The sequence below is a fragment of the Spirosoma pollinicola genome, assembly GCF_002831565.1.
Classification (GTDB): domain Bacteria; phylum Bacteroidota; class Bacteroidia; order Cytophagales; family Spirosomataceae; genus Spirosoma; species Spirosoma pollinicola.
Genome location: NZ_CP025096.1, coordinates 8448393 through 8475138, shown reverse-complemented (window position 1 = coordinate 8475138; position 26746 = coordinate 8448393). Strand labels below are relative to the sequence as shown.

Sequence of the window (26746 nt, the reverse complement as noted above, 5' to 3'; positions counted from 1 at the left end):
TTTTATATTGACCAATAAATTAAGTTTTAATGCCACTCTGGTACGATTAGAAGTTAATACCGGCGCGGGTATCCTATCCGGCATTATTAATTTCAATTCCACTCTGGTACGATTAGAAGCACGGTACAGTCCTACACCGAGCGCGATATCCGGAATTTCAATTCCACTCTGGTACGATTAGAAGACACGGTAAGCCCACCTATACCATTTCGTTAAGCAGATTTCAATTCCACTCTGGTACGATTAGAAGAGCAGCATATCACGCATGGTCATGGGAACTTTTAATATTTCAATTCCACTCTGGTACGATTAGAAGTCAACACTATTGGCCGCAATGACCCCAAGTTTACTACCTTTCAATTCCACTCTGGTACGATTAGAAGCTCATTGACCTGGGAGACATCAATGACGAGTTTGGTATTTCAATTCCACTCTGGTACGATTAGAAGGACTTAAATTCGATCAGTACCGGGTGTGGGTTAGTGAATTTCAATTCCACTCTGAACTTGCTACATTTGACTGGAGACTTTTTTTAGGCAGATTTGAGGCCAAACTTCAATTTGACCATGGTTAAACGACGTGTGTTTGACGAAGCATTCAAGGAAATGGCTGTCGAGCTGTCTTATGTAAAAGGATCAATTCAAGAAGCCGCCCGCGAATTGGACATCGATCCAGGACGAATCAGCAAATGGAGACAACGCCACAAAAAAAACGATCAAACGTTGCCTGCCAATACCACACTTACTGACGAACAGCAACAGATCAGAAGGTTGCAACGAGAGCTTCGCGAGAGCTTCGAGAAGCTCTAGCTAGCTAGTTGCCAGAAACTTTTCTTTCCTTGTTCAGGCATTCGATTAGTAAGAGCTTCGACCATTTTTGTCAGGTGGTCCATCTGGTTTTGTAGATCAACCGGGGCAGCTGGTAATTGAGATTGAGAGAGCTGGCCTTGTACTAAACTGCGGATATCCTCATTGACGTACTGACCCATCGTCTTACCGGCTCGTTCAGCAGCCTTCTCGATTACAGATCGAGTGTCGCGTTCAACACCCCGAATAGACCAAGTTACAGGCCCATTAGTTTTAGAGGGTGAATCTATCTTAGTGTCTGAGGTAGGTGCGGGATTTTCAGCTTCCATTAGAATGTCTTACACGTGTAAGACACATATTTAGCTAAAATTTGACAAAACAGAATCATGTAAGACAAAATTCAAAAAATGTAAGACACGTATTTAAGCTTGTAAGACAATATAAGAAATTTGTCTTACAAGCTCCTTAGACTAAAATAAGATTGATTATACAACAACAGAGTCTTTTCATTTCCAACCCTTGGATATAGATCAGAGTCCTTTTTGCATAACCAGAATAGTTATGCGCTACTTGCTTTCATTAGCTACTTCTTGCCTGATAGGGGGCTGTCAATTGATTGAACCTAAAGAAACAGCGGCTACTGTTTATAGATACCGATACGTACCAGCGTGCGTATGTTGCGATAATTTAGGAGTTCAAATAGGGTCAAGTAGGTATCAGACAAGAAATCTACCTGAGCCTTTTGCCGCTGATAATATGCCCGCTAACATAGATGTCGACAGCTTAAAGGTCTGGATTCGCTATAAAGACGATACCAGTGAATGTGGACGAATTATGAATAATCTGATAGTGGTTACGTCTATGCGATCAAGATAGCTTATCATAATGCCACTTATATAACAGGTTTAAGCCCGAATTAATATAATATTTTCAACTATATCTTTAACTATTTTTTAACAAATGCTCTTAGTAAAGAATTTACTTGCTTACCTATTATTTACCTAGTTAGCAGCCAGTTTTGACGGCAATAGTTGGTCTACACTGCAAAACGGGGCCAAAATGAAAATAGAGTGGCAGAAAACTCAATACTCGGTATAGCTAAGCTTACTTTGATTGTTTAACCAAGTTATTTGCCTCAAAACAGGACAAAATAAGCTGCAATAGCCTGTTAATCCAGTAGTAAAGTAAAGGACCGTTTTCTTTACCATACCTCAAAGTCAGTACTTTACGGGGCTATTTTCATTTTGGCCCCGTTTTGCAGTAAAGACCATAGTTGTTAAATCTAGATAATCTAATAACAGATGGAAAGATGGTTGAGTCGAGTCGTATTGAGTAGCCTAGCTATAGCCTTACTGAGCCCCAGTTATGGACAATTAGGCACGGGTGGAGTGGTGTCTCAAGACCAAAAAGGGAATGTATTCACTACTTTTTTGGTCTCTACAACTTATACAGGTAAAGCTATATCGACAATCCGATACTTAGGCTCTCCCTTTTTAGGAACCAATGTTTGGCACCAAGGCAGTCTACAATTTCGAAATGGGCATCAACTAGCAGGTAAACTATCCTACAATCTCATCACAGGAACTATCTTTTTTCAGACTAGCGATTCATTAGAAACCTATCCTGTAGTTCCCGATGAATTCATCTTAGAAGGGCGCAAGTTTATTGGTATTTCTCACAATGATTTAGGCATATGGCAAATGGCCTATTATCAGGTGGTGTATGATGGGCAAACTAAACTTCTACGTCGATACCAAGAAAGGCTTCAGCCCATTTCTCGTTCCGTGTATCCGATGCGAATGCCAAGTGATGAGAAATTCGATGGACGGTACATCATCTCGGAAGAGTTCTATGTAAAGCGAGTTAGTAACTCTCCAAAACTGATTCAACTCACTCAGGAATCACTTCGAAAAGCGTTACCCGATGCCCCATCTGACTTACTCACTTCTGAAACAACGACAGACCTGACACAAGCTAAATTAATTGCACTTATTACCGCTTATGACAGTCGTAAGCTAGCCAACTATTAATCAATGCAAATTTGACTTATTTCTATAAATTCAGGATAAGTCAAATTCGTAGTTTATTACTTTAATCTCTTTACATAAAGTTAGTTATAGAACGAGTCTGGGAAATGTACAAACTAACTGAGGGTCAGACATTTGTACATTTCCCAGACTTGTTCTATAACTACGAATTATGTTATGAAAATATTAGAAGAAAAACTTAAACTTGTCTTTATCAGGCCGAGTGAGAAAAGTTATATAGGCAATGAAAGTTGCAATCTTTTCACAATTCAAACTCAACTTTTTAATTACTAAGGCTTGTTCCTAAACAGTTCGGCTAATTTTACTCCTAACGCTTCACCTCGAATATTCTTCGCCAGAATTTTTCCATCAGGACCAATCAAAAAGTTTTGCGGAATCAATCGAATAGCATACTGCTTCACTACTTCGCTATCCCAATGTTTGAGATCCGATACATGCGTCCAGTCGAGGCCGTCTTTGCGAATTGCTTTCAGCCAAGCCTCTTTCGCATTAGGCCGATCTAGCGAAACGCCCAAGACCGTAAAGTTTTTGTCTTTGTACTGCTGAAAGTTCTTGACTAGATTCGGATTTTCAGCTCGGCAAGGAACGCACCAGCTCGCCCAAAAGTCAACTAAAACATATTTCCCCCTGAAGCTGCTCAAGGATATGGTTTTGCCCGAGGTGTCCGGTTGAGCAAACTCAGGAGCCGTTGCCCCAACCGAAGTGGTTTGAAGAACAGCCAGTGTTTGGGCATACGCTTTACCAGGTTTGCTAGTTTTGATAGCCTCTGAAAATTGGCTGAACATGAGTTCCACTTCCGAAAATTCTGGGGTAAACCAATCAGTATAGTCTTTCAACACATACAGACTCAGCATAGACGTCGGGTTTGCTTGAATAAACTGCGCTTTTAGTTTACCCTGCTGAGCAGAAATAGCGTCGCTCCGCTTCTCGAAACGCTCGTCGAATCCTTTCTCTTTTTTCTGTTCGGGCGTAGCTGCTTTGTACTCCCTCTGTAGCATAGTCATTTGCTCATCCGTGGGTTTGAGTATTTTTTTGAGCTTCTGATTATCAATATTCATCGGTGACCTACTCACAACTGCGTCTTGGACGGAATCAAGACTGATTATTGAAATGGCACCAGGTTCGAGATAGAAGCGGATCGAATTTTGATCAATAAATAGCCGGGCCAAATGGGGTTGATCGACCGTCCCAGTGATAGAAAATTTTCCATTGTGGATCTGGGCGGAATCCGAGTAAACTTTTTTTTCCACTTCCACGGCATAGCGTACATAGGCTATAGTTCCGGGTTTAACCTTTGCTATGTTGCCTTCAATCTTGTAAACGTTGCTTTGACCCCAAAGCAACGTTGGAATTAGGAGCAAAAAAATAAGCAGGAAAGACTTCATAAATCTGTTGTATAAGTGGCATTATGTAAAGCTAGAACACTATTGGCGCATCAGTTTACCTTTAAACCTTCCTCTTGTAAAACGAGTGCTTTGGCCGTTTGTACTAGTCAATGTTAACTCGAATCGACCCTTTACTTGGCCAGTAGCTCGATTCAATTTGGTTACCCTTACCTGACCCTGATCCTTATCGGAGAACTGATAGCTCATTTGAGGGTTCCCTGTTCCAGAGTCCATTAATTGCAAGGAAGCTCTACCCACAGTGAACGATTGAGACGACTTAGCAACTTTGGTTGGCAGACAATACAGCCTGTTACTTTCTGAGTGGAGTTAGCGGTCTTTTGATCGAAAGGGAGATCCGTTCGAATGGTTACACTAAATCGGTCAATGGAGCAGGTTTGATTTTCAGGTGTGTGAATTTCAGTAATCTCTCCAGTGCCAAACCAAGGAGAATTATCTCGGGAAGCGGTCAGTGTATAGGGCTTGGCGCAACTCATGCAAATCAAAAATAAGCTAGGTATCCATCTGACGAGAGTCATCTAATTTACATTTTGTCGTATTGTATAATTAAACGATATGATAACCTAGAAGCCATTCTCGGGGGTACTTTACTCGCAATTGATAGGGTTAATCTAGAGATATTTTATTAACATAATGTTGGCCCTTCTTCTCCCCTTTCCAAAGGACAATTGGATCTGTTTTCACGGCTTGTATGCGGTAGTTGATCTTAGAATATTCCCTTAACATAACGTTGCTTATACAACAACCCTACGAAAAGTACAATTAACCAAGGAGCAGAAAAAGTGTGGAAAAGGGGAGAAAAACGGGGGCTATCACTTAGCAAAATGACCCCCTTTTGCTAACTTCTCAGGGTGCCCAAAAATTACTAACTAAATTTATAGTTCGCCGCCCTCTGCACCTTTCCCTGTTTTGGTGTTTTTGTTTTTTTTGCTTTTTCTCCCCCCTTTGTCACCTTCTTAGGCGTCAGCTCCTTTCTGGATTTCGCGTCAGCTCCCTAGAAGCCGTTTTTTTCGACAACACAATCTTTGTGTTATTTGTAATCTTTGTTCTATTTGTTATCCTATATATAGGCGAAAAACGAGTTTTGATCCCCCAAAAACGAGTTTTGATCCCCCAAAAACGAGTTTTGATCCCCCAAAAACGAGTTTTGATCCCTCGAAAAACGAGTTTTGATCCCCCAAAAACGAGCCTATATAACGATAATAGATTTTTTTTATCGTTATTAGCAGAATCATCCTCAAAATCTTCATTTAGAATGAATCAGGCAGTAGAAATCCGTCAACATAATGCTATCACTACAGCTCGTTACGAGTATTCCGAATTGCAATTAGACATCTTTCTATACCTTTTATCAATGCTCAAAAGAGATAAAAAGGATGAGATCTACGAGATTGTTGTAAAAGACCTGTCAACAATGACGGGAAAGGAATACAAATATGGTTACCTGCGGAAAGCTACTGAAGAAATGGGGAGCCGAATGTTCGAGATCTCAACATCAAAGAGTTACGAACAAATATGGATGTTTCAGCGAGTAAAGTATGTTATTGGCGAGGGACGTATTGAAGTGAGGTTCTCTGATGACATAAAACCTTACCTGTTTGATTTAAAGGACAATTTCACCTCCTTCGAACTATACGCAGCCCTACGGTTAGGCAGCAAATATGCTAAACGAATTTACGCTATATGTAGCCAATGGAAAGATAAAAGGCAGACTCAAACGTTCAGTCTGAATGAGTTTAAAAAGATGCTATTCTTACTCGATGACAAAGGTAATGAGCAGTTTGAGCGACTATCAGATTTCAAGCGTTATGTATTAGATGCATCAGTCAAACAGATAAATCAACGTACTGATTTAGAGATTAGTTATACCCTTGGAAAACGAGGACGTAGCTTCGATAGCGTCACATTTGATGTCAAAGCACAGCCCTTAGCCGTCGTTCTACCTACGAAGGAGGAAGCTGCTAAAACCCAAACAACTCTAGGGGGTGTTTCTGATGCTCAATACCAAAACGTGCGGCTTTTACTGGAGAATTGGAACATCAAACGCGCTGACGTGATCAGTCAGATTATGAACTCAGCCGAATTAATCAAAGAAGTCAATAAGTTTGCTTACGAGTTGCAAACGGGAAAGGTTAAAGTGGAAAAGAACGTGGCAGGTTACCTACTTACCCGGTTGGGACTCAAACAGCCAAAGGGGGTGAAAAATGGCTGAATTTCAGTGGGATAGCGCAAATATTAAACACGTTATCCAGGACTATCCAGAACGAGCAAACACCACTGAGGAAGTAGAAAGCTTGTTCGATGACCCTAAATTCAATCCCCTACCTGATCGGGTGGATAGTCGGGGCGAACAACAATACAGTGGGGTGGGCCGAAGCAACCAAAATCGGCTACTCTTCGTTGCTTTTTCAGTCAGAAATGGCCAAATTCGGCCCATCAGTTGCCGGCCTGCTGGCCGTAAAGCAAGAGATAGTTATGCTCAAGACCAAGAAAAAACCGACTGAGAAGACGGCTCCCAAGATGATAGCGGTCATTAAAAATGGCCATACGGAGGCTGAAATGGACGAAATGGAGGAGCGTTGGGCAACTCACCAAGGCCCTTACCTGACCTTGGCACAGGTGTTAGCTATCGAAAAAGCCAAGCAAGCCTAGTTAGCCTTTTTTCTTCTCTTTGTCGACGCTTTCTGTTCTAGCTCATCAGCTTGAGTATTCATCGCCTTAGCCTGCTCAGCGGCTTGGTGAGCGGCTTCCCGCGTCGCATCGGCCTGTTCCTGCTGGATGATCCATTGGTGAAAATCGGCCAGATCTTTCCCGTCTTTGACCTGACTCGCCACCGCATACGTACTGTCAATCTTGCGCACATAGACCGGATCAACCTGACGCAGATTACGCCACTTCCAGTCCGATACCTCAAACGCACTGCGTTCACTCCGCCAACTCAGGGCCAACCACGTTACAATACCCAGTAATACCGCCATTAAGCCAGATGCTAAAGCACCTACCTGCACGTACTGGCTCGCTTTACGGTCAGGGTGCTGACGACTTAGTTGCTCAATCCGGTCGAGTCGGCTTGTGATCGCGCTTAGGTCTACTGCTGCGGGAGCCTGTTTAACCTGCTGTTGCAGAGCCTGTACCGCTTTGGTTAAGCCATCCAGGCTGGCTCCGTAGTCGGCGGAGGTTTGGGTGGGTAACTTCCCGACGCGGGTTTTAAGCTCTTCGATGTCTTTGGTTAACCCCTTTAAGAGTTCAGTAATTAATTGACTTTCGTCCATCTTACATACTGCGGCCATAGCCGCGTTTAGGTGATTTATCGTCGATTTGCGGGGACTTCTCTGCTTCCTGGGCCTTGGCCCGCTCTTTCGCCTGCTCGATCTCTAGGGCCTGTTTCTGGCGTAGCTGCGCATTTAACCCAAGCTGCTCCTGAATTTGGCCCATGCCTAAATTCTGATGGAGCTTGGAGCCTTTGAAAGCAACCCGGATTTCTTCCCCGTTTTGGTCGACTTTGACCTGCTCGAAACTAATGCCGCGCGGCTGGCCTGCTTTATCTCGGTTAACGATCATGGAAATGTTGTGTCGGGCTAATTCCTCGCGCAATTCTTGGTCACTGGTTGAATGGCTCAGACTCTCCCGCACCTGGTCGCGGATCTCAATCCGGCTGCGGTCGCGCTCAGGTAGGTTCTCCAGGCTTTTCCGTTGCGCCTGTTCGTTCATCGGCGTTAAACCATACTTCTGCTCGATTTGGCGTAAAAGTGTCTCAGAACGGCTAAAATTGTGGCTGTCGCTGACGGTCTGCCCATCGTTGGCCACCCGGTTGGCAATGATGTGAAAATGGCTGTGGCCGGTGTCCCGGTGCTCAATCACTGCGTACTGACTTTGATCCAGGCCCATGCCCTTCAGATAGTCGCTGGCCACCGACTGCATCAGCTGGGGGTTAGCCCGTAAGCGGGCCTCGTCCTGGGGGTCGAAACTAATGGCCGTATGCCACACACTCCGGCTTAGATCGGGGTTCAGCCGGGCTTGCCGCACAAAGTCGGCTACCATCGCCTTCTGTTCGTAGTCGCGCACACCCTGCGACAGGATCACTTCCCCTTTCCCCTTTTCCACCTTTTCCATGTTGTAGCCGCAGCAGCCCTTGAAGCTGCGGCCGATGCTGGTTTTGCCGATCATAAGTCCGAGGGCTTGTTTAAGAGCTGGCTTAACTGCTGAAGTAATCGACTGGCCTCAAAAGCAATGGAGCGGATACCGTCGGCGTTGGCTTTGTGGGCGATCTGGTTAAGATTATTCCCCACCTTGGCCACCTCGTTTAAGGTCGCGTTCTCCTCCGGTGTTAGACGTACCTGGGCCTGACCCGTCAGCACGATCTGACGGCAATAATCCGACAGGTTTAACCCCGCCCGCTCGGCCCGTTTCTTGATGGCCAACTCCTCCAGACCCGTCACATAGAGGTTAATTTTCTTATCGCGTTTTTTGACGCTGGGCGGTCGGCCACCCTTCTTTTTAACCGGTTCATTCTCGACCATAGCTCACTGGATTACGTGGTTTTTGTACCCCAGCTTTTTCGCAAACAGGAATCTATGAAATGATTTTAGGCTACTAGAAAGACACCATAAAAGAGAAACTTTTAACCAAGTACCCAATTAGCAACTACATTGGCTAACAAACTTATTACTCCTTTATCCAGCCCACTTATGAGAACCATCATAGAAGCTATTGACCATCCAGATTGGGTACTTAAAGACTGGAAAATTAAATTTTTGCTCTCGGAGAGAATGCTTCATGAAGTGAAAAAACTAGCCCGGGTTGGTCACTGGTATGATGATCCGCTCGTAACCGATATATGGCGAGATAGACTGACAATTTGCTATGATAGCATTTATGGCTTCTATGAAACCTTTGGCATTCCACCACAAATTGGCGACCGGCTATTCGATGAAGATTCAGGTGTAATTATTCAAAATCGATCGATAGATGGTCGTCTTAAGACAATTACCTTTACCATTAGTATTTAGCTAAATAGGCGTTGCCAGAAACTTTTCTTTCCTTGTTCAGGCATTCGATTAGTAAGAGCTTCGACCATTTTTGTCAGGTGGTCCATCTGGTTTTGTAGATCAACCGGGGCAGCTGGTAATTGAGATTGAGAGAGCTGGCCTTGTACTAAACTGCGGATATCCTCATTGACGTACTGACCCATCGTCTTACCGGCTCGTTCAGCAGCCTTCTCGATTACAGATCGAGTGTCGCGTTCAACACCCCGAATAGACCAAGTTACAGGCCCATTAGTTTTAGAGGGTGAATCTATCTTAGTGTCTGAGGTAGGTACGGGATTTTCAGCTTCCATTAGAATGTCTTACACGTGTAAGACACATATTTAGCTAAAATTTGACAAAACAGAATCATGTAAGACAAAATTCAAAAAATGTAAGACACGTATTTAAGCTTGTAAGACAATATGAGAAATTTGTCTTACAAGCTCCTTAGACTAATATAAGATTGATTATACAACATGACTAGTAGTACCGTTAGCACATGATCAAGCCGTTTTGTTAACATTTACAGGTCGTTCGAATTAAGTAAGAAAAATCGGATGTATGGTGATTTTATTACTTACTGCTATTGATTCAGCAGGTGAATTCAGAGAGTTCGCTTGCCAGCTTCCTGATATAGACAGCGGGTTTGCTCTCTTGACCACTATAGCATCGCTGGGACATACCTTGGTGAAAGTGCGCTTATTGGAGGAAAGTAGTTGGAGTTACCTTCCGCACGAAGCATTTGATGAGATGCCTGTCTTGCCCATCATTAAAGAGTTAGAAAAAGACTGGCAACAGCTTTTGACCGAATCGCCTCAATAGCGTTACCCGTTCACAAGCTTAGTTCTTCAACGACAAACTCTTCACCAGACCTATTTTACCAGTGACCCACTGTATTATCTATTTCAGTACGTCTTCTTGGTCATTTACCTCGGAAGACATTCAGGATATCCTCCAACAGAGTCGTTCTCGGAATGCCCAAGTCGGTATTACCGGTGTGTTGCTCTACATGCATGGTCATATCATTCAAGTATTAGAAGGGGATAAACCAGCGGTCGACGATTTATTTGAGCGGATCAAAAAGGATACACGGCATAAACAGGTTATTTGTGTGCTGAATCAATCGATTAAGGCCCATCTTTTCTCTCAATGGAGCATGGGCTACGAGACGCTGACTACTCAACAATTTGATGAAATTAGGACGATTATTGATTTGGATAAGCCAAAGCCAGTCAGCGAGACAGAAAATGAGTCTGCTATAGTAAAAACGCTTAGAGGGTTCTACAAAATTAACCATCAGCTTTAGCTCCTTACGGCTGGTAAGATGGCTTAGACAGCAGCTCCAGAAGAGGCGTTCCTGCCATTTAATTAACATAGCGACAGTGGCTGTTGCAACAGTAACTCATTGAGGAATAGATAAGTTGTTGGCATATGCTAGGCTATCATCCATCGAATACCTCGCTGGATGATAGCCTACCACTTCTACCAGCTTCTCTTACGGGACGTGGACTTTGGCTTTAGTTATACAACACAATATGGCTACCCAAACTAGTAGCTCCGTGAAGGCAAAGAAGCTATATTAAACCAGTATTCATTCAGGGTTTGAAAAGTAGATTCCCAGTCGTCTAAACTGGATGGCTTACTCAAAAATGAATGAGCGCCCAATTCATAGGCTTGCCTAACTATACCGATGTCTTTTGAACTGCTAAAGACAACAATGGGCAATAGTGGATAACCCTTTTTTAAGTCAGTCAGTAATGCCCAACCCTTGGCCAGATCAGGTAAAAATAAATCGAGTAAGACCAATTGAGGAAAAGTCCCAAGGTCTGTACAAGTAGACTGCAAATGACGTAATGCCTCTTGGGCAGTTTGGGCAAAAATAGGGTTAGCCCGAGGCACTTTGGCTTTTAAGCTATAGCCAATCAGTAATTGATGGTCTGTATTGTCCTCAATGACTAATACAGGAACGGATTTGTTTCGGCGGCTACTTAGGTAGTCGGGAAGCATATGTAGGCGAAGGAATTGGTTGGTGAAGTGTTTATTAGAGTTGAAACAGAAAGAGATTATTATTGATTCAAGTAGGTATATAGATTTACTATAATGCTGAGATTAACTGCTGATGTCAACACGATAATATCCTCATTTTCTTCACTCAACATAAGCATAGTTACACAAGAAGCCTTCAGAAAGTACTAAGCTTAGTCACCGAGTAGAGTAGCCAAGATTTGTACTTTTTCTCTTTTGACAAGAATCTACGACGTATTTAGAGTTTGGGGTGCTATCCGTCAAACTTTCTAAGGGCCTCTGGCGTGACAGGTGTGAAGAAGTTAACCAGATTGCCATCCGGGTCCCGAAATAGTAGCGAGCGATTACCCCAAGGCATGGTAGTCGGTTTTTGAACAACACTGTCACCAAGGATATTGGCTAGCTTTTCATATTCAGCGTCAACATTATTAACGCGGAACTCAATGATAGCCGAGTGGTTTTCGGCTGCCTTAGCCACGTTATCTCCTCCGAAGAGTTGTACGGTGCGTGTGCTACCGATAGCCAAAGTGGCCGAAGGGGTCTGCAACTCAGCAAAGTCATCTGTATACTGTGTCACTGGCATATCAGTGACCTGCTCATAGAACCGAACAAGGCGTTTAATATCCGAGGTAATGACTCGGACTGAGGACAATGTCATGGAGTATGTAAATTTGTTTTGGAGGACAAAGAAAGACACGTCTACTGACAGCCCTATGTCAGTAGACATTTTGTCTTATAAAAGATCCTGTGCTGTAATAACAACAAGCCCTATGTTAATCAACTTTTCCAGGAAATAAGGTGGAGAAAGGCAATTAACAATGCCGTGTGGGAACCGGCGGTTTTCCAACCAGAATACCAACAGAGCGAACTCTATCGGTAGGATGAATAGACCGGATTTGAGCAGAACTTATACCTTTGTTGTAACTAGCCTATTGTCGTACGGTTCAGTAGCTTCTCATCGGAACACCATGGAAAAGGTAACAACGCTGCTTTTTGGTGCTATTAGTCCCCAGCGACGATACGTTGAGTTTAGTTATGTTAATCCAGATTTTGAAGTTTGTCTCGATCAAGTCACTTTTTTAGTGAGCTACGGCTGGCAAGTGGTCTCCATCAAGTGTCGATATCAACAGGGAAATTATAGTCAACTTCCCCTGGAGGCCTTTGATGGAAAACCTTTAGGACCACCTATAAAGCAACTTCAACACGAATGGGAAGACTTACTATACACCGCTACGTAAGTAATTTACCCTCCTTTTACCTAGGCTGACTTCTTACTGACTGACTTTGGGGCTATAGCTATGGATCGAAAATATGATCTCTCCTATATTGTGGTGGATGATGATGAAGATGATCGTTACTTTTTGCGTTTAGCGTTGGAGCAAGCTCATCGGCCTTTACCGGTTTATGAGTTTACCAATGGACAAGAATTATTGGACTATTTGATTTACAACGCCCAGATCCGACAGGATATAAATACTCATTGGCTAGTGGTACTTGATGTCAATATGCCTATTTTAAACGGCCTGGAGACCTTAAAATGTATCCGGCAAAATCCAGCCTGGCAAACCTTGCCCGTTCTAATGCTTTCTACTTCAGACAACCCATCCATAAGGCAACAAGCTCTTGACCAGGGAGCGAATGGGTATTTAGTCAAACCGACTTCCTTAACAAGTTATGCCAGCTTATTTGATGATTTTTTTGCGCCCTGGCTGCAAAAAAATCAACTCTAGCCCATCTGGGCTTTTTCACTATATCCAATTAGCTGAATTTCAGTGAATACTGCAAATCTTCCGCCGCTCCGAAAGCGTCTTTAAGTTGATACCTTGCAACTCCTCGAATGCGGTAGGCCTCAGCATTCATAGGCTCTAGATTTAGTACTTCCTCACAATGCAATAAAGCCTGTTGATAATCGCCGTTTTTGAAACTTTGCCTGGCTTCCGATAAGCGCCTACTCATAAGTGGATTCGAGACCGTTTCCGTTGATTGGCTTATGTTCCTCTTACCTCCAAAAATTTTGCTAATTAAGTTCATAGTCACAATAGGCTTATTTTGTTACTAAAATAATAATAGTATAAATACTTAGTTTATAAATATATTGAATGGTAATTTTTGATCTCTTTACCGTTTCGGTGAGACTCGTTTGCCTGAACTTAGTAACAGGACAATACGCTTGCCGATAAGAATTACGCTAAGCATTTTTGGCATGTCATAAAGCAGAAAACCCGATCCCTTTTTAAGAGACTGAGTTTTCTGCTTTGATCAGATTAGGTAGGTAAGGAATAGGTTGTATCTTATCTCTTTGCTCTGGCTAGTTGTAGACTCAAACCGTTTGAATGAAATCTTCGTTGTAATTAGTTAATAGTTAGTTAATTGACTGCCCTGTACGAAAGTATTGTACCACTTGTACTGGATACCCGACTCTTGGCTAAGAGCGCTCCAACAAGAGAAGATGCCTTGGCGGCAGTTTTTAGTGGATGGGGATAGCTCAATGGTAAAGCTTGATAAAAAATATAATTTAACAGCAATTCCTGTTTGGCTACTATTGGATCGGAGGGTTTTGTTGATATCAGCTATCGATTGAGCCCTTACTTCGGTCATGCATTGAATTAATGAATATCGTGTTATCTGGTTTTCACATCAGACAATAGGTTAATTAGTCCAGCAGTTGACGCACGTGCTCTGCTCGCCGACGAGCAACAGGTATCACCATGCCATTGCTCATGAGAATAACTAGATGCCGAGGACGATCAGTCTTGATTTGAACAATGTGCGTCGGATTAATTAAACTCGACTTATGGACCCGGATGAAGCTTGGCAGCTGAGTTTCGAATTTTTTCAGGGTAGTAGCCAAGAGGAGCTTAGACTGATTTGTACAATGTAACCAAGTATAGTTGTCATACCCTTTCGCACAAACGATAGAGTTGATGACAATCGGGTCAGATAAATTCAGAAGCTCAAGTAATGGCATTCGTTACTTGCTAGTAAAAGAGTGCATAATAGACCCTTTCTTTGAGATGCACAGGGTCTTAGATAAAGGAGTTGATTCTAGGAATAGTTTCTTAACATAAGATAGCTTATACAACAACCCTCAAAATAGTACAATTTTCGTAGGTCCAAAAAGGGGATGGTGACACCGCATGTCACCATCCCCTTTTTGGACCGGTTTGTACATTATTTTTTTGTTTTGGTCAGCATTGGCTGCGCCTTTACTTGGTCGGTAAACTCCGCACCAGGCTTGAAGGAAGGGAGTATCTGGGCCGGAATCGTGACGGCCGTATTCTGACTGATATTGCGTCCTACTTTTTGAGCCCGTTGTTTGAGGATAAAGCTCCCGAACGTGCGGATATAAATGGGTTCGCCATCGATTAGCGCATCTTTCACTACTTCGAAAAAGGATTCGATCACTGACCGGCTGGTAAACGGATCAAGGCCAGTTTCCTCACTGACCTGCTTTATTACATCTTGTTTTGTCATACTTAGCTAATTTATTTCGAGACGATTGAGATGAAAAAAATAAAAAACACTAGCCATTATCCGTTTAATCACGACTCTATAAACAATTGTTTTATGGCTTGAATTATTTACTTCAAGTGTGGGCTAAATTATGGTTATTTTACTAATTATCAATTAGTTATGCGTTGTTATTTTGCTAAATAAATTAGTAGTCAGACCTCCATTAACTAAATTTATAGTTTGCCCCTCTTGCTATTTTTCCTTTTTTGGTGTTTTTGTTTTTTTCTGCTTTTTCTTTCCCCTTTAATATTTTTTCGCGTCAGCTCCCTAAATGCCGTTTTTTTTGACAACACAATCTTTGTGTTATTTGTAATCTTTGTTCTATTTGTTATCCTATATATATAGGCGAAAAGAAAGGTTTGGTCCGTGAAAAAAGAGGTTTAGTCCGTCAAAAGAAAGGTTTGGTCCGTGAAAAGAAAGGTTTAGTCTGTCAAAAAGAAAGGTTTAGTCTGTCAAAAGAAAGAATATTAATAAAGTATTTCTTTTAATATTATATATTTACTGAACAAAACGTTTTATCTATTATAAACCTTTGATAGTCAATGGATAGTGCTTTAGAAGTACGTCAACATAATGCAATTACAACAGCTCGATATGAATACTCAGAGTTGCAATTAGACATATTTTTATATCTGCTCTCAATCCTTAAAAAGGACAATCAAAATGGGATTTATGAGATTGTAGTAAAGGACCTTTCTGCTATAACAGGCAAGGAATACAGATATGGCTACCTGCGGAAAGCTACTGAAGAGATGGGTAGTCGCATGTTTGAGATATCGACACCAAAACGACTTGAACAGCTCTGGATGTTCCAACGAGTCGCTTACGTACTCGGTGAAGGTCGAATTGAAGTTGAATTCGCTAACCCCATTAAACCCTATTTATTTGACCTGAAAGACAATTTCACTTCATTTCAACTCTATGCAGCTTTACGACTAGGCAGCAAGTACGCTAAGCGAATTTATGCGCTATGTAGCCAATGGAAGGATAAAGGACAAACTCCAACCTTTGGTTTGGATGAGTTGAAAAAGATGTTGCACTTACTGGATGACAAGGGCAATGAACAATATAAACCCTTCTCAATGTTTAAAAAATTTGTGCTTGATGAATCGGTTAAGCAAATTAATCAACGTACTGACTTAGAGATAGGTTACATACTTCAGAAGCGGGGCCGAAGCTTCAATAGCGTTACCTTCACGGTAAAACCCCAACCCTTAGCCATAGTCCTTCCTTTGAAAGATCAACCGGCCAAAACGGGATCTACTCCGACGGGTATATCTGACAATCAGTACCAGAATACGCGGCTGCTGTTGGAGAAATGGAATATCAAACGGGCTGATGTAGTGAATCAGATCATGAACTCTGCCGAATTAATTCAGGAGGTCAACAAGTTTGCCTACGAGTTGCAGACGGGAAAAGTCAAAGTCGAAAAGAATGTGGCGGGCTACCTACTGACTCGCCTGGGTCTAAAACAACCGCTCGGCGGTCCGACGAAGGGGAAAGAAAAAGACCTATAAAAAAGTGGCTAAAGGCTTTGTAATCAGCCATCATCCTTTTTTCTTCCCCTTTGTCATCTCTTTTCCTTCTAACTCATTCGCCTGTCTGGATAGGGCTTTGGCTTGCTCAGCCGCTTCACGGGCCAATTCTCGCTTTTGATCGGCTTCCTCCTGTTCGCCGATCCACTTATAAATGGCCGTGTCCTTGAACTTAGCTTCCATAAAGCTGTAGTAGTCCGGATTGGCCTGCTTGGTGTAACGGATTCGCCAATTATCCGCTGCGAAAGCCTGCTCATACTCATCCCGCTCACTCCGCCAACTCAAGGCAAACCAGGTAACGGCCATCAGCAAGACCGTCATTAACCCAAACCCATAAGCCCCCACCTGTAGGTATTGACTCATCTTACGTTCAGGGGATTGACGATGAGCCTGTTCAAGCCGGTCGAGTCGGCTGGTAAGCGGACTCAGATCAATACCGGGCGCGGCTGGCTTGGCTTGATTTTGTAAGCTCTGCACCGCTTTGGTTAGTTCATCGACACTGGCCCGGTAATCGGGCGGGGTCTCAGTCGGCAGTTGGCCGAGTTTAGTTTGCAGCCCTTTTACCTCCTCGATCAGCGATTGCAGCAATTCGCCCATTAATTCATTCTGGTCCATCTCACATACCCAGGCCACGGCCCTGTTTTAGTTGTTTATCTTCGATTTGCGACCCTTTCTCCAGACCAATAGACTTTTCTATCTCCTGCTCTCTGGAAAGCCCTAAAGCCCGTTTTAGGCTATTTTCTAGGAGCTGCTCTTGAATATGGCCCAAACTCAGATTCTGGTGCAGTTTGGACCCCTTAAAAGCGATCTTAACTTCCTCCCCGTTATCGGTCTGGCTCACTCGCTCGAAGCTCAATCCACGGGCTTTACCGGCCTGATCCCGGTTCACGATCATCTCAATACCACGCTGGGCTAAGTCGGCTTTCAATTCGGCGCTGGTGGTCGAACGCGCCAGACTATGGCGCACCTCGTCGCGCATTTCCAGCCGGTAACGATCCCGCTCCGGTACATGCTCCAGACTGAGCCGGTAGCCTTGCTCCTTCATCAGGGTTAGGCTGTGCTTCTGCTCGATCTCCCGTAGCAGCTTCTCCGAGCGGTTGTAATTGAGACTGTCGCTGATGGTTTGGCCGTTGCTGGCCACCCGGTTGGCAATGATATGAAAATGGCTGTGGGTCGTATCCTGGTGCTGGATCACCACGTATTGCGATTGATCCAAACCCATGCCTGTCAGGTACTCGCTGGCCACGTCTTTCATCAACTGCGGTTGCAGCTGTAACCGGGCTTCGTCTTTAGGATCAAAGCTGATGGCCGTGTGCCAGACGCTGCGCGTTAGCTCAGGATTCATCTGGGCCTGTCTGACAAAGTCGGCCACCATCGGGTTTAGCGCATAATCCCGCACGCCCTGACTCATCAGCACCTGGCCTTTGCCCAGCTCCACTTTCTGCATGTTGTAGGCGCAGCACCCTTTGAAGCTGCGGCCAATACTGGTCTTGGCAATCATAGATCAGCGGGTTTATCTAAAAGTTGGCTTAACTGTTGCAAGAGCCGGTGGGCTTCTAGGGCGATGCTGCGGATACCGTCGGCGTTCGCTTTATGAGCGATCTGATTGAGGTTATTCCCCAGCCGGGCGACCTGGTTCAATGTCTCATTTTCCTGGGGAGTTAGCCGTACCTGGGCTTTGCCCGTAAGCACCATTTGCCGCCCATAATCCGACAGATTCAGACCCGCTTTTTCGGCTCGTTTTTGGATGGCCAGCTTCTCCAGCTTGCTCAGCAAAACCGTCATTTGCTGGTCGCGTTTGGTGGCGTTGGGCGGGCGGCCGCCTTTCTTTTTGACAGGTTCAGTGGGTATCATAGCGAACAGAGTGAGCGGTTTTTGTACCCCCGACAGTCGGAGGGGGGACAGCCGTTTAACCCCTGAAAAGACGACTGAAAGGAGGTTTTTTAGGGGTTAAACATGGCTGGCTACTCAATCAGACCAGCAAAGTACGCACGCGCCAGCTTTTTCGCAAACAGGAATCTATGAAATGATTTTAGGCTACTAGAAAGACACCATAAAAGAGAAACTTTTAACCAAGTACCCAATTAGCAACTACATTGGCTAACAAACTTATTACTCCTTTATCCAGCCCACTTATGAGAACCATCATAGAAGCTATTGACCATCCAGATTGGGTACTTAAAGACTGGAAAATTAAATTTTTGCTCTCGGAGAGAATGCTTCATGAAGTGAAAAAACTAGCCCGGGTTGGTCACTGGTATGATGATCCGCTCGTAACCGATATATGGCGAGATACTAGCTAGCTAGAAAGAACTCATAGATAACGGGCTGATTAGTCGTAGCATCCATCACGGTCAAGCGCTTGCCGGCATAGTCGACAAACAGTTTATCACCGGCTTTATGCTCGATATGCATAACTGTCCGCTGCGTTTGTAACCACTGCTTATAGCGTAGACAAAACTGCGTGTACTGAAGCCCGTCGGGGTTGTGCTGCTTGTAAAGAGACCACAGAAGGAACCGGGTTACTCCCGGCTTGCTGAGCTGAACGTCAAAGCCGGTAAAGCGTTCGTAGAGATCGCCGATACGATCCACTTTGGGGATTAGTGGCTGAGCCAATAAACGATGGAGCTGGTCGTCCTGCCAGCTGAGGGCTTGGTCCAGTGTGGCAAAATGGCCTTCGATAGTGGCCAGATACTGATCTACAGTAGATCGGGCTACGGCTAATGTGGCAGCAATGGCCCGTTTGCTGTAGCCTTGCTGACGAAGTTGAAGAATGCGTCGGATCTGATACATGGGTAAGCGTTGGTTAGCCATAGTCGCTGCTGAGAGTCAGGGGAAATCTGTCACTCAACCAAACTACGGGCCTTCTTACACTTATCCACAGGTGGCCTGATTTAGCCGGAATGTATGGCCTGTCATGGCCGTATTGAATGGCCTACTTTAGGCCGAAATATACATTTAGCTCAGCGAGCTAAAATCGATTTATAAAAGAGTTGGGTATTCAACATACTATTTGCCCGAAAAATATAAACGCCGTAAACAACGGGGATGGGTCGATTTAAAATAGTCTCGTTGCCAGGTATCGTTCGAAATCAGATAATTCGGTTGCCAATCCGCCTCTTTTATTCCCTTCTGAATAACGATTTTTATGGCCTCTCGAAAGGCATAGTGGCTATGTAGCCGCATAAATTCACCGAGATATATATCAGCTACGCGTTTATCGTCCCGAATAACAAGCATGTTCTCATCATTTGTATCCGTACTAGCTCCGCTAAAATTAGCTGTTCCTGTAATGACTATCGGGTTATCTCCCAGTGGATCAACGAGCATGTATTTTGTGTGTATCCATAATATATGCGCTCCTGGGAATGGACGGTCAATTTCTTTTAGCCATCGGTCGAAGACGTTAGTAGTTACACGATTACCAAGGGCTAATACCACATTTGGCAATTTTCTAATGCGAGCCAGATCAATTTTGCCTTGAGTCAGTCCTCTTCCTACGCCTTCATTTTCCATTAACGCAAATCGCAATACGCCATCATTCTGTTCATATACTTGCTGAAAGTTTTTATGCATTCCAAAAGCAAAGGTCATGAATAGTCCTTTATTAGCCATGTTGGCCACTATTGCATACCAGTCCAGTACGGTTCTACCCTTATGGGGTGAGAAAATAACAGTTATATCCTTGTTCCACGGACTAGGGGGAGCTGGATTGTTAGTGCCCAACCAATCCGTTGATGTGCTGGTATTCGGGTCATTTCGTAGTTGTGTTAAATAAGTTAGGTAGGTAGCTGCTACTACTTCGTCCTCTACAATATGCCCGACATTCGAATGACCAAATATTCCATTTTCAGTTAAGTTGGTCGAACCAGTCCAAACCGCTATTGCTTTTGTCTTATATGTAAGTACTAAAAATTTATTGTGCATTAACTTTCCGTTCAACCGCTGGGTGGTTAACTTATCCATGTCTGCCTCATGAATAGCCTTTATATTCTTTTTTCGAGGACCGTTGTCGCCATCTATGGCATCGTATAATACGTCGACGTTGGCCCCTCGAATAGAAGCGGCTTTGAGAGCTCTTAATACGTCAGGCCACTGAAATTCGTAAATGGCTCCCTGCAAAGCAAAGTCTGAGTCAGAGGCTCGTCGAATGAAGGCAATCAGCCCCTCAAAGAGGCCGCGTGAAAGCCACTCGTAAGCCAATGGCCCTACATCGGATGGCTTTCGGTTTTGAAATCTACGTGCGTATTCTTGCGAGGCAGCTGCCCCATTGTTAAAGAAAATAGAGTGAACATTGCTAGTAGTAGACTCCGTTTTTATTTTGACAGCGTTGGTTTCTCCTTCCCTTAATTGAGTTGGCGTTCCATAGAGTGCTACCACAGTGTAGGTATAGGGGTTGTCAGGCTTGACACTGTAATCACTCCATTGAAAGGATTGCAATGGGTGTTCTCGACTCGACACAAGAACCCCAGGTTCAGGAAAGGGAAAAGTTTCCTGAAAAGTTTTCATTCCCTTCAGCCATACAATCTCTTGGCTGGCGTGATCTTCCCGTTTAACCGCAAATCCCAAACAGCCAACCCGTTTATTTTCGCTGATATCAAGACCTAAAATAACCACATGAGTGCCGGCAACAGCAAAAATAGTGAGGTCTTTCTGAGGAGACTTCTGGCGCATAATACTGAAAGTGTAGATAGATGATAAATTACAGAAATATAGCAACTTATCTTAATTCCTAATCGACCCTTAAATAAAACTTAAAAATGGTCACAGCTCTTGGGGTTCTCCTGCAAGCTGAAACCTGTGTTGATGATCGTTGCCTACTACTCTTTATTTAGTTAACAGTTTTTTCTTAGGGTAAGCCGCAAATTTAAACTGGGGTAGTAAAAGGCCAGATCATTGACCATGGAATAGCTTTGGCAGTCTCATGTAAAGTTGGAGATTTAAATGATACTAACCGCTCCAGGGGGACCGCCTGAGGGTGTCCACCCTGGAGCGGCATGAGTTTAATTCATTTCAAATCGTACAGTGAGGATACGAACGCCGTCGCGGGAACGCAGCCAAACAGTGAAGAATATTGGGGCGGCTCGACCATACTATTGTAGATGTCTCAAACCTTATTTGAAGAGACGTTTAATAAATGTTAAACAGCTCTTAAGTATCATTTAGCAAACGTTTATTTATTAAATGTTAAATACACTTAACACTTTTCTAAGTTGCAACGATTGGGCTCTGAATTACAAATCCAATTTCAACCCCTTATTTGCGGAGGTACTAGTACAAAGTTGTTTTAAGAAATGCGTACCTCTCGGGTGATTTGTTCCACTGAGTAGTTGCCTTCTTTTTACAGGCTTTCGGTAATTCTTTATTTGGTTGACCGCTTTGGCTAATCCTTTGGAACGACCGAATCGCTGACCCCGTCGTTGGGCGGAAGTAAGCCCCACTAAGGTTCACTCTCAATCTCCTTCCGCTCAAATTAAGCTAAACTGGAAAAGATGCGAAAGACCCAAAGGCACATCCATACTAGCTAGATTTTCAGTATGCACATCACCTGAGAATGTCCACAAAAAGAACCAGTTAACTTTTGGTATAGGCACTCCGGATAGCATTCGTTATAGATTTTAGTTTACCATGATTAAGTCAATCCGCAACTTGCAAAGCATTGATAAAAAAGCAATTAACGAGTTGCATTTCTTCATTTAGTTAAATATATTATGACGTTTTTTCCTATTCACACTATCAATACATTTACATATGCCTCACAGAGTCACCATAGCCTTTTTTTTTATACTTTGTGTACAGCTATCAGGACGTAGTCAGGATAATTCCTGGAATAAACTGGTGGTTAGCTACGCTCGGAAAAACGCGACTTCAACGGAGCTGAACTATGTTTTCAGTAAAGGGGCTACTGTAAATGCTCAGGACCAATTTGGGGTAACCGCCCTAATGTGGTATGCCTATCACCGAAATTTCCCCATGGTAGAATACTTGCTCAATCGAGGGGCTGATCCACGTTTGAAAGGCACAATTATTCCAGATCCTGAAGGAGATTCAACCTTTTATTATGGACATGCGTTGTCGGCGGCCGTTGGAAGTGGGGATTATGGTTCAATCGGCCTTTTACTAAAGGCCGGATTTCCCATTAATGAAGCGGGCCGGGCTCCGGGTGGTAAACGTGGCTATACAGCACTTCACACCGCCTGTTACATTGGGAATTATGACATGGTGGTGCATTTACTCTACCGGGTAAAAGAACAGGGATTTGCCACAGCCAATCCTAATATACCTTCCGAGGCTGATGGGGGTAAAACACCCCTTAAGATCGCAATTGAACGGGGATTTCAGGATATTGTATCTGTGCTTACCAAAGCAGGAGCACAAGTTGGTTCTACAAACGTAGTCCCAGTGCAACAGTCTGCTAATAAACTCATTGTTGCTATCAAAGCTAAAGAATCTAGTGAGACTATCAAAAGCCTTATTGAATCAGGAGAGGATGTAAATAGCCGGGATGAGAACGGGGCGACACCACTCATGTGGGCTGCCTATCTTGATAATCAGGATATTCTTAAGCTATTAATTGCCAAAGGTGCGAAAGCCCGACTCAAGGGAATTATCTATAATCCTCTTCCTAATGCCCGATTCCCCTACTTTGGCAATGCGTTGGTAGCGGCTATCAGTAATAAGGCCCATCACACAGCTCCCATATTACTTAGAAAATGCGGGATGAGACTGGATGAGCCGGGCATTACTCCACAAGGGAAAGAGATCTCATGGAGCGCCTTGCATGTTGCATCCTATGGTGTTGATCCCTGGGTTGTCGACGCCCTAAACCGGCAAGAAACATTGAATCCCGATGAATTATCAGCAACTAATACTGCCTCCAATATCAATCACCGATGTCTAGCTGATCGGAAAATGACCCCCTTATTATATGCGGCCCAGGCCGGAGAGGATAAATTAGTAGATCAACTTCTGGAGCAGGCTGCCGATATTACGCTGGTGGATGAGAAAGGTTGGACTGTACTGCATTATGCGGTTCAGTCAGGTAACATAAAGCTTGTGCAAACAGCGCTTAATGCTGGTTTATCTGCCACTCAGAAAACGACGGACGGACAAACTGCCCTAAGTTTGGCTACTCTAGCCAAACGCAACGATATGTTAAATCTCTTAAAAGCAGGCAGAACTGCCCAGACCAAAAAGGTTGTTGCCACACTTAATCAACATGGACTCGATGCAGAGGTAAGGCAAATCAGTAAAATGATTAACACACCAGCGTTCTTGGCTGATGCATATGAACAAATGGGTACACTCTATGATCGGACAGGCGACAGGAATCGGGCCAATCGGTATTACGTGGAGGCTTCCCTAGCGAGGGAACAACGCTTGTTGAGTAAACCCTTACCTAGTTTTCGTGAATTATCATTTGAACTGAGCGAGTTCGATGAGGAGTTGCAGAAAGAAGTCAGGCCACTTCTTCAACGGGTTGAAAAGGCCACAAAAGGAGGGTGTCGGGGTATCCAGAGCGCTAGAAAGGATGCAGAAGATCTGACGGCTTATTCATTACATCGATTGGCCAGTGAATATAATTTAGCTTATGCCGCCTGCCTGGAACAAAAGCAGGACTGGGTAGAATTAGTGTATGTGCTTCGGATGCTGGCTTTTAATCAGAAAGGACTCAAACGCTACCCAGAGGCAGAGTCTACCCTGAAAAAAGCTGGCCAAGTTGTTATCGACCACTTTAAAGCAAAAGACCAGCCCCACGTATATGCCTTAACGTTATGGGAACTGGGGAAATTTTATTTAAATCAAATTGAAATTCGCAACAATACAATATCAACCCAGGAGAAACGGCAATTAGCCTTAAAGGCTAGACGAGTCCTTTTAAAAGCGGATTCCTGCTGGCAAAAAACAAAGGATGAATATAGTGATCTACGGGCCGAAAACCTCCAGTACTTGGCTTCGGCCTATTACTATACCAATGATACACTGATACGTCCCACTACCCGAACAATCCTCACTAAATTTGCCAAAAGTTCTGAGGCTGTCGCGAACACCCAGCACTGGTTGGGATTATATTATTTGCGAAATGGTAATCTGCTACTCGCAGAAAAAGCATTTAAGGATGGTCTTTCTCGCTGTCGTACCGCATATAATCCAGCTCACCCTTATTTCTTCAGGTTACTGGATGATTTATCCCAGTTGTATTCACAGTCAAACCGATACACGGAAGCCACTTTTTTTGAATCTCAGGCCATAACTACTGCACTAGCCGACGCAGAAGCTACAAACCTTCATGTAGTGAAAGACCCAGTTCGAGAGATGTTTTCCCATTGGTATAATAACTTCAACCATATCTATGGACGGGAGCGCATCCGAGAGAAGTATAGTGCCTATAGCATTAGTCCCCATACTGTAGAATTGTCAGTATACACTCAACTGCTTGAGTGGACAAACCAGAGTCAGCTTGCCTATGAAACCAGAGAGTATGCGAAAGCCGGTGAATTGTTGCGGACCGCCTATCAGACAATCTTGGAGGCTGACGAGCCCTATGACCTGCTGCGCATTCATATATTAACTTTACTGGCTAGCGTCAGTCAGGCAACTGGCGATCAAAAAGCTAGAATTAAGTATTTGCAGGAAGCCTGTGAAGAAAGTAAAACGGTGATGGGAACATTTCATCAATCGTACCTGTACGCACTGCATGAATTAGCAAAAGCATATAGTCAAACTAATGATCAGAAGCAGGCAAGGCAGCTCTTTTCCGAAGGATGGGCCTTACTTAAACAGCGGGTCAGCCTTCAGGCTAATCTTCTCGTTGAGGACGAATTTGTGGTGACAAAGCGCGAACTAGACCGATTTGTTTCGTATCAGATCAACTTTTATTCGGAATCTGCTAACCGGGATACGGCATCATCAGCCCGGCTATATGAAATTGTATTACTACAGAAAAGTCTGGCACTTCGAAGTTATTCAGGCTTTTTGCAACAACTTAGTAAGCAGCAGCCCAAGGAGGTTAAAACATTAGTCGATATACGAAAACGCCGGAATAAACTGCTACTGAACCCAACCGACAATGAATTGATCTGGCGTTCAAGACTCGATACCCTCAATGGAGACATTATTCAACTGGAACGTCGGTTGGCATCCGGTTTACTATCGAAAAGTGAGGTGAACAGAGCTTATACCTGGAAAACTATTCTTCAGATGTTAGATGCATCGACGAAAGGATCTAAAACTGAAACCGCTGCCGCCGTCGAACTTCTTCGATATGAGGACCAGTCTAATAACCGAATTCGTTATGGAGCGCTGGTGATCACTCAGCAAGATCGAGTACCACGTTTTGTTTCCTTAAGCTCGGAGCAACAGTGGCAGGCAATTCTGTCCAAACAATCCAGTCTGCATCCCGATTCAATCAATGCCTTTTACCAGAATAAACAATTGTATCAATTGGCCTGGCAGCCCCTGGAGCAGCGGCTCAGCAAAAGTAGGGTGATCTATCTGTCGTCGGTGGCTGGCTATTCCCAGGGTTTATCCTTTTCGGCTTTATCAAGGCCTAATAATACGCCGATTGCCGCTACTCAGACCATCAGGATGCTGTTAAGTACCAGTCAGATCAGTAATAAGAGTGCATTTAATTTGGCTAGACAACCCATAAAGGCCTTACTGGTCGGAGATGTGGATTATAGCTGTGATGAGGCTAAGCCCAAAGCAGCGCCGCTTGAGCGGACAAAAGAGGAAATTTCGTTTATCAGCAAACTGATCGAACAACACAAAGGAACACTCAAAGTGTTAAACGAACGATCAGCTACAGAAGAAGCTTTTCTAACGGAGACGGGTAAGCCATTGGATTTAATTCATTTAGCCACTCACGGAGAATACCTTAAGCGGGAAGAAGCAGATGTTGATACCACCAACGCCTTTTTGCAGCAAACAGATCAGGGTTTTCATAGCGCCTTACTGATGGCCAGTTCGGACTGTGGCTGGGTAAACCCATCTTTACTGGGAGAACAGGATGGCATCCTGACAGCTCGAGAAATACAGTCTACTGTAACTGCCGCTTGCCAGTTAGTGGTTCTTTCGGCCTGTCAATCTGCGTTAGGCGATACGGAGGGTAGTGAAAACCTGCTTGGTTTATGCCGGGCATTTAAATCGGTAGGTTCAAATTATATAATTGCCTCGCTCTGGAATATAGATGATGATTCAGCGCAGAAATTTATGGAAGAGTTCTATCGCCAGCTGGCCATGTCGACCGCTACAATCGAATCGGCTTTTGAAGGAGCGCAACGAACAAGAAGGTTGGCGGCTGGAAAAGCGGTAAGTCCCTGGGGAGGCTTTGTGCTCGTCCATTAACCAAGCGATGTTAATTTTCTGCTCTCTGCCCTCGTAAAACTT

General features: G+C 43.9%; 29 protein-coding genes, 1 pseudogene and 1 CRISPR repeat array. Of the genes and pseudogenes, 13 read left to right on the top strand and 17 right to left on the bottom strand.

Translation table 11 applies throughout. The annotated features are described in order from the left end of the window. Window positions 1–23: 23 nt before the first annotated feature. A CRISPR array of direct repeats spans window positions 24–449; the repeat unit is 30 nt; unit sequence ATTTCAATTCCACTCTGGTACGATTAGAAG. Window positions 450–566: 117 nt separating this feature from the next. After that, window positions 567–809 (top strand): transposase, encoded by a 243-nt coding sequence (locus tag CWM47_RS36085; protein ID WP_100993331.1) that lies wholly within the window; start codon window positions 567–569, stop codon window positions 807–809. Here the strand turns inward: CWM47_RS36085 and CWM47_RS36080 are convergent. Next, complete coding sequence (locus CWM47_RS36080; protein ID WP_100993330.1) at window positions 806–1135, bottom strand: hypothetical protein; 330 nt, start codon at window positions 1133–1135, stop codon at window positions 806–808. The genes CWM47_RS36085 and CWM47_RS36080 overlap by 4 nt on opposite strands. 972 nt (window positions 1136–2107) lie before the next feature. On the opposite strand from CWM47_RS36080, the gene CWM47_RS36075 reads away from it, so the two are divergent. Then, entirely contained in the window at window positions 2108–2836 is a 729-nt protein-coding gene (locus CWM47_RS36075; protein WP_100993329.1) for a hypothetical protein, read from the top strand. Between the two features lie 287 nt (window positions 2837–3123). On the opposite strand, the gene CWM47_RS36070 is transcribed toward CWM47_RS36075, so the two are convergent. After that, complete coding sequence (locus tag CWM47_RS36070) at window positions 3124–3858, bottom strand: TlpA disulfide reductase family protein (RefSeq protein ID WP_240625997.1); 735 nt, start codon at window positions 3856–3858, stop codon at window positions 3124–3126. A gap of 60 nt (window positions 3859–3918) precedes the next feature. Further along, window positions 3919–4239 (bottom strand): annotated as a pseudogene (locus CWM47_RS39600) (DUF4369 domain-containing protein); the annotation flags it as partial. A gap of 1273 nt (window positions 4240–5512) precedes the next feature. Here CWM47_RS39600 and CWM47_RS36060 point away from each other — a divergent pair. The 3 genes from CWM47_RS36060 to CWM47_RS39930 are packed head-to-tail and all read left to right on the top strand — an operon-like array spanning window position 5513 to window position 6909. Continuing rightward, window positions 5513–6469: a replication initiation protein gene (locus tag CWM47_RS36060; RefSeq protein ID WP_100993326.1), complete on the top strand. Its 957-nt coding sequence runs from the start codon at window positions 5513–5515 to the stop codon at window positions 6467–6469. After that, window positions 6462–6761 carry a BrnT family toxin gene (locus CWM47_RS36055; protein ID WP_100993325.1) on the top strand — a complete coding sequence of 100 codons (300 nt, stop codon included), beginning with the start codon at window positions 6462–6464 and terminating at the stop codon, window positions 6759–6761. The genes CWM47_RS36060 and CWM47_RS36055 overlap by 8 nt, the downstream gene beginning before the upstream one ends. A 16-nt stretch (window positions 6762–6777) precedes the next feature. Continuing rightward, entirely contained in the window at window positions 6778–6909 is a 132-nt protein-coding gene (locus CWM47_RS39930) for a hypothetical protein (protein ID WP_262511998.1), read from the top strand. On the opposite strand, the gene CWM47_RS36050 is transcribed toward CWM47_RS39930, so the two are convergent. The 3 genes from CWM47_RS36050 to CWM47_RS36040 are packed head-to-tail and all read right to left on the bottom strand — an operon-like array spanning window position 6906 to window position 8777. Then, the gene (locus tag CWM47_RS36050; protein WP_157816181.1) at window positions 6906–7547 is read right to left on the bottom strand and encodes a hypothetical protein; all 642 of its coding nucleotides are present in this window, start codon (window positions 7545–7547) and stop codon (window positions 6906–6908) included. The genes CWM47_RS39930 and CWM47_RS36050 overlap by 4 nt on opposite strands. Next, window positions 7531–8370, bottom strand: a complete 840-nt coding sequence (locus tag CWM47_RS36045) for a relaxase/mobilization nuclease domain-containing protein (protein ID WP_240625625.1) — start codon at window positions 8368–8370, stop codon at window positions 7531–7533. Before CWM47_RS36045 ends, CWM47_RS36050 begins: the two co-directional genes overlap by 17 nt. Window positions 8371–8420: 50 nt before the next feature. Beyond that, entirely contained in the window at window positions 8421–8777 is a 357-nt protein-coding gene (locus CWM47_RS36040) for a plasmid mobilization protein (RefSeq protein WP_100993322.1), read from the bottom strand. 168 nt (window positions 8778–8945) lie between these two features. Here CWM47_RS36040 and CWM47_RS36035 point away from each other — a divergent pair, with 168 nt between their 5' ends. Beyond that, window positions 8946–9266 (top strand): hypothetical protein, encoded by a 321-nt coding sequence (locus CWM47_RS36035; RefSeq protein WP_100993321.1) that lies wholly within the window; start codon window positions 8946–8948, stop codon window positions 9264–9266. On the opposite strand, the gene CWM47_RS36030 is transcribed toward CWM47_RS36035, so the two are convergent. After that, window positions 9263–9595, bottom strand: a complete 333-nt coding sequence (locus tag CWM47_RS36030; protein WP_100993320.1) for a hypothetical protein — start codon at window positions 9593–9595, stop codon at window positions 9263–9265. The genes CWM47_RS36035 and CWM47_RS36030 overlap by 4 nt on opposite strands. Window positions 9596–9845: 250 nt before the next feature. Here CWM47_RS36030 and CWM47_RS36025 point away from each other — a divergent pair, with 250 nt between their 5' ends. After that, window positions 9846–10106, top strand: coding sequence for a hypothetical protein (locus tag CWM47_RS36025; protein ID WP_100993319.1), 261 nt, complete (start codon window positions 9846–9848; stop codon window positions 10104–10106). Window positions 10107–10167: 61 nt separating this feature from the next. Continuing rightward, window positions 10168–10590 (top strand): BLUF domain-containing protein, encoded by a 423-nt coding sequence (locus CWM47_RS36020; protein ID WP_157816180.1) that lies wholly within the window; start codon window positions 10168–10170, stop codon window positions 10588–10590. Window positions 10591–10832: 242 nt separating this feature from the next. Here CWM47_RS36020 and CWM47_RS36015 read toward each other — a convergent pair whose 3' ends face one another. Together CWM47_RS36015 and CWM47_RS36010 are read right to left on the bottom strand one after the other, a co-directional pair. Then, window positions 10833–11291, bottom strand: a complete 459-nt coding sequence (locus tag CWM47_RS36015; protein ID WP_100993317.1) for a response regulator — start codon at window positions 11289–11291, stop codon at window positions 10833–10835. Between the two features lie 271 nt (window positions 11292–11562). Then, entirely contained in the window at window positions 11563–11967 is a 405-nt protein-coding gene (locus tag CWM47_RS36010; protein WP_100993316.1) for a VOC family protein, read from the bottom strand. Window positions 11968–12277: 310 nt separating this feature from the next. Here CWM47_RS36010 and CWM47_RS38585 point away from each other — a divergent pair, with 310 nt between their 5' ends. Beyond that, entirely contained in the window at window positions 12278–12547 is a 270-nt protein-coding gene (locus CWM47_RS38585) for a hypothetical protein (protein ID WP_157816179.1), read from the top strand. 60 nt (window positions 12548–12607) lie between these two features. Continuing rightward, the gene (locus CWM47_RS36000) at window positions 12608–13039 is read left to right on the top strand and encodes a response regulator (RefSeq protein WP_100993314.1); all 432 of its coding nucleotides are present in this window, start codon (window positions 12608–12610) and stop codon (window positions 13037–13039) included. Between the two features lie 28 nt (window positions 13040–13067). Here the strand turns inward: CWM47_RS36000 and CWM47_RS35995 are convergent, their stop codons facing one another. The 3 genes from CWM47_RS35995 to CWM47_RS35985 all read right to left on the bottom strand — a co-directional run bounded on the left by CWM47_RS35995 (window position 13068) and on the right by CWM47_RS35985 (window position 14783). Further along, entirely contained in the window at window positions 13068–13340 is a 273-nt protein-coding gene (locus CWM47_RS35995; protein WP_100993313.1) for a tetratricopeptide repeat protein, read from the bottom strand. Window positions 13341–13962: 622 nt separating this feature from the next. After that, window positions 13963–14277: a LytR/AlgR family response regulator transcription factor gene (locus CWM47_RS40530; RefSeq protein ID WP_100993312.1), complete on the bottom strand. Its 315-nt coding sequence runs from the start codon at window positions 14275–14277 to the stop codon at window positions 13963–13965. Window positions 14278–14480: 203 nt separating this feature from the next. Beyond that, window positions 14481–14783 (bottom strand): HU family DNA-binding protein, encoded by a 303-nt coding sequence (locus CWM47_RS35985; protein WP_100993311.1) that lies wholly within the window; start codon window positions 14781–14783, stop codon window positions 14481–14483. A 581-nt stretch (window positions 14784–15364) separates the two neighbouring features. Here CWM47_RS35985 and CWM47_RS35980 point away from each other — a divergent pair. Then, window positions 15365–16339, top strand: a complete 975-nt coding sequence (locus CWM47_RS35980; RefSeq protein ID WP_100993310.1) for a replication initiation protein — start codon at window positions 15365–15367, stop codon at window positions 16337–16339. Between the two features lie 30 nt (window positions 16340–16369). On the opposite strand, the gene CWM47_RS35975 is transcribed toward CWM47_RS35980, so the two are convergent. From CWM47_RS35975 to CWM47_RS35965, 3 genes are read right to left on the bottom strand one after another with little or no spacing between them, the layout of a single operon-like run. Next, window positions 16370–16990, bottom strand: coding sequence for a hypothetical protein (locus CWM47_RS35975; protein ID WP_157816178.1), 621 nt, complete (start codon window positions 16988–16990; stop codon window positions 16370–16372). Then, on the bottom strand, window positions 16974–17858 hold the full coding sequence (locus CWM47_RS35970; RefSeq protein ID WP_100993308.1) for a relaxase/mobilization nuclease domain-containing protein: 885 nt from the start codon (window positions 17856–17858) through the stop codon (window positions 16974–16976). The genes CWM47_RS35975 and CWM47_RS35970 overlap by 17 nt, the downstream gene beginning before the upstream one ends. Next, complete coding sequence (locus CWM47_RS35965; RefSeq protein WP_100993307.1) at window positions 17855–18211, bottom strand: plasmid mobilization protein; 357 nt, start codon at window positions 18209–18211, stop codon at window positions 17855–17857. Before CWM47_RS35965 ends, CWM47_RS35970 begins: the two co-directional genes overlap by 4 nt. A gap of 281 nt (window positions 18212–18492) precedes the next feature. Between CWM47_RS35965 and CWM47_RS38580 the strand changes: the two genes are divergently transcribed. Next, window positions 18493–18660, top strand: coding sequence for a hypothetical protein (locus CWM47_RS38580; RefSeq protein WP_157816177.1), 168 nt, complete (start codon window positions 18493–18495; stop codon window positions 18658–18660). Here the strand turns inward: CWM47_RS38580 and CWM47_RS35960 are convergent. Both CWM47_RS35960 and CWM47_RS35955 read right to left on the bottom strand, forming a co-directional pair. After that, window positions 18653–19171, bottom strand: a complete 519-nt coding sequence (locus CWM47_RS35960; RefSeq protein WP_157816176.1) for a helix-turn-helix domain-containing protein — start codon at window positions 19169–19171, stop codon at window positions 18653–18655. The two genes, CWM47_RS38580 and CWM47_RS35960, sit on opposite strands and share 8 nt — an antisense overlap. 195 nt (window positions 19172–19366) lie before the next feature. Further along, the gene (locus CWM47_RS35955; RefSeq protein WP_100993305.1) at window positions 19367–21031 is read right to left on the bottom strand and encodes a phospholipase D-like domain-containing protein; all 1665 of its coding nucleotides are present in this window, start codon (window positions 21029–21031) and stop codon (window positions 19367–19369) included. Window positions 21032–22108: 1077 nt separating this feature from the next. Here CWM47_RS35955 and CWM47_RS35950 point away from each other — a divergent pair. Beyond that, window positions 22109–26704 (top strand): ankyrin repeat domain-containing protein, encoded by a 4596-nt coding sequence (locus CWM47_RS35950; RefSeq protein ID WP_100993304.1) that lies wholly within the window; start codon window positions 22109–22111, stop codon window positions 26702–26704. The last annotated feature ends 42 nt before the right edge of the window (window positions 26705–26746 follow it).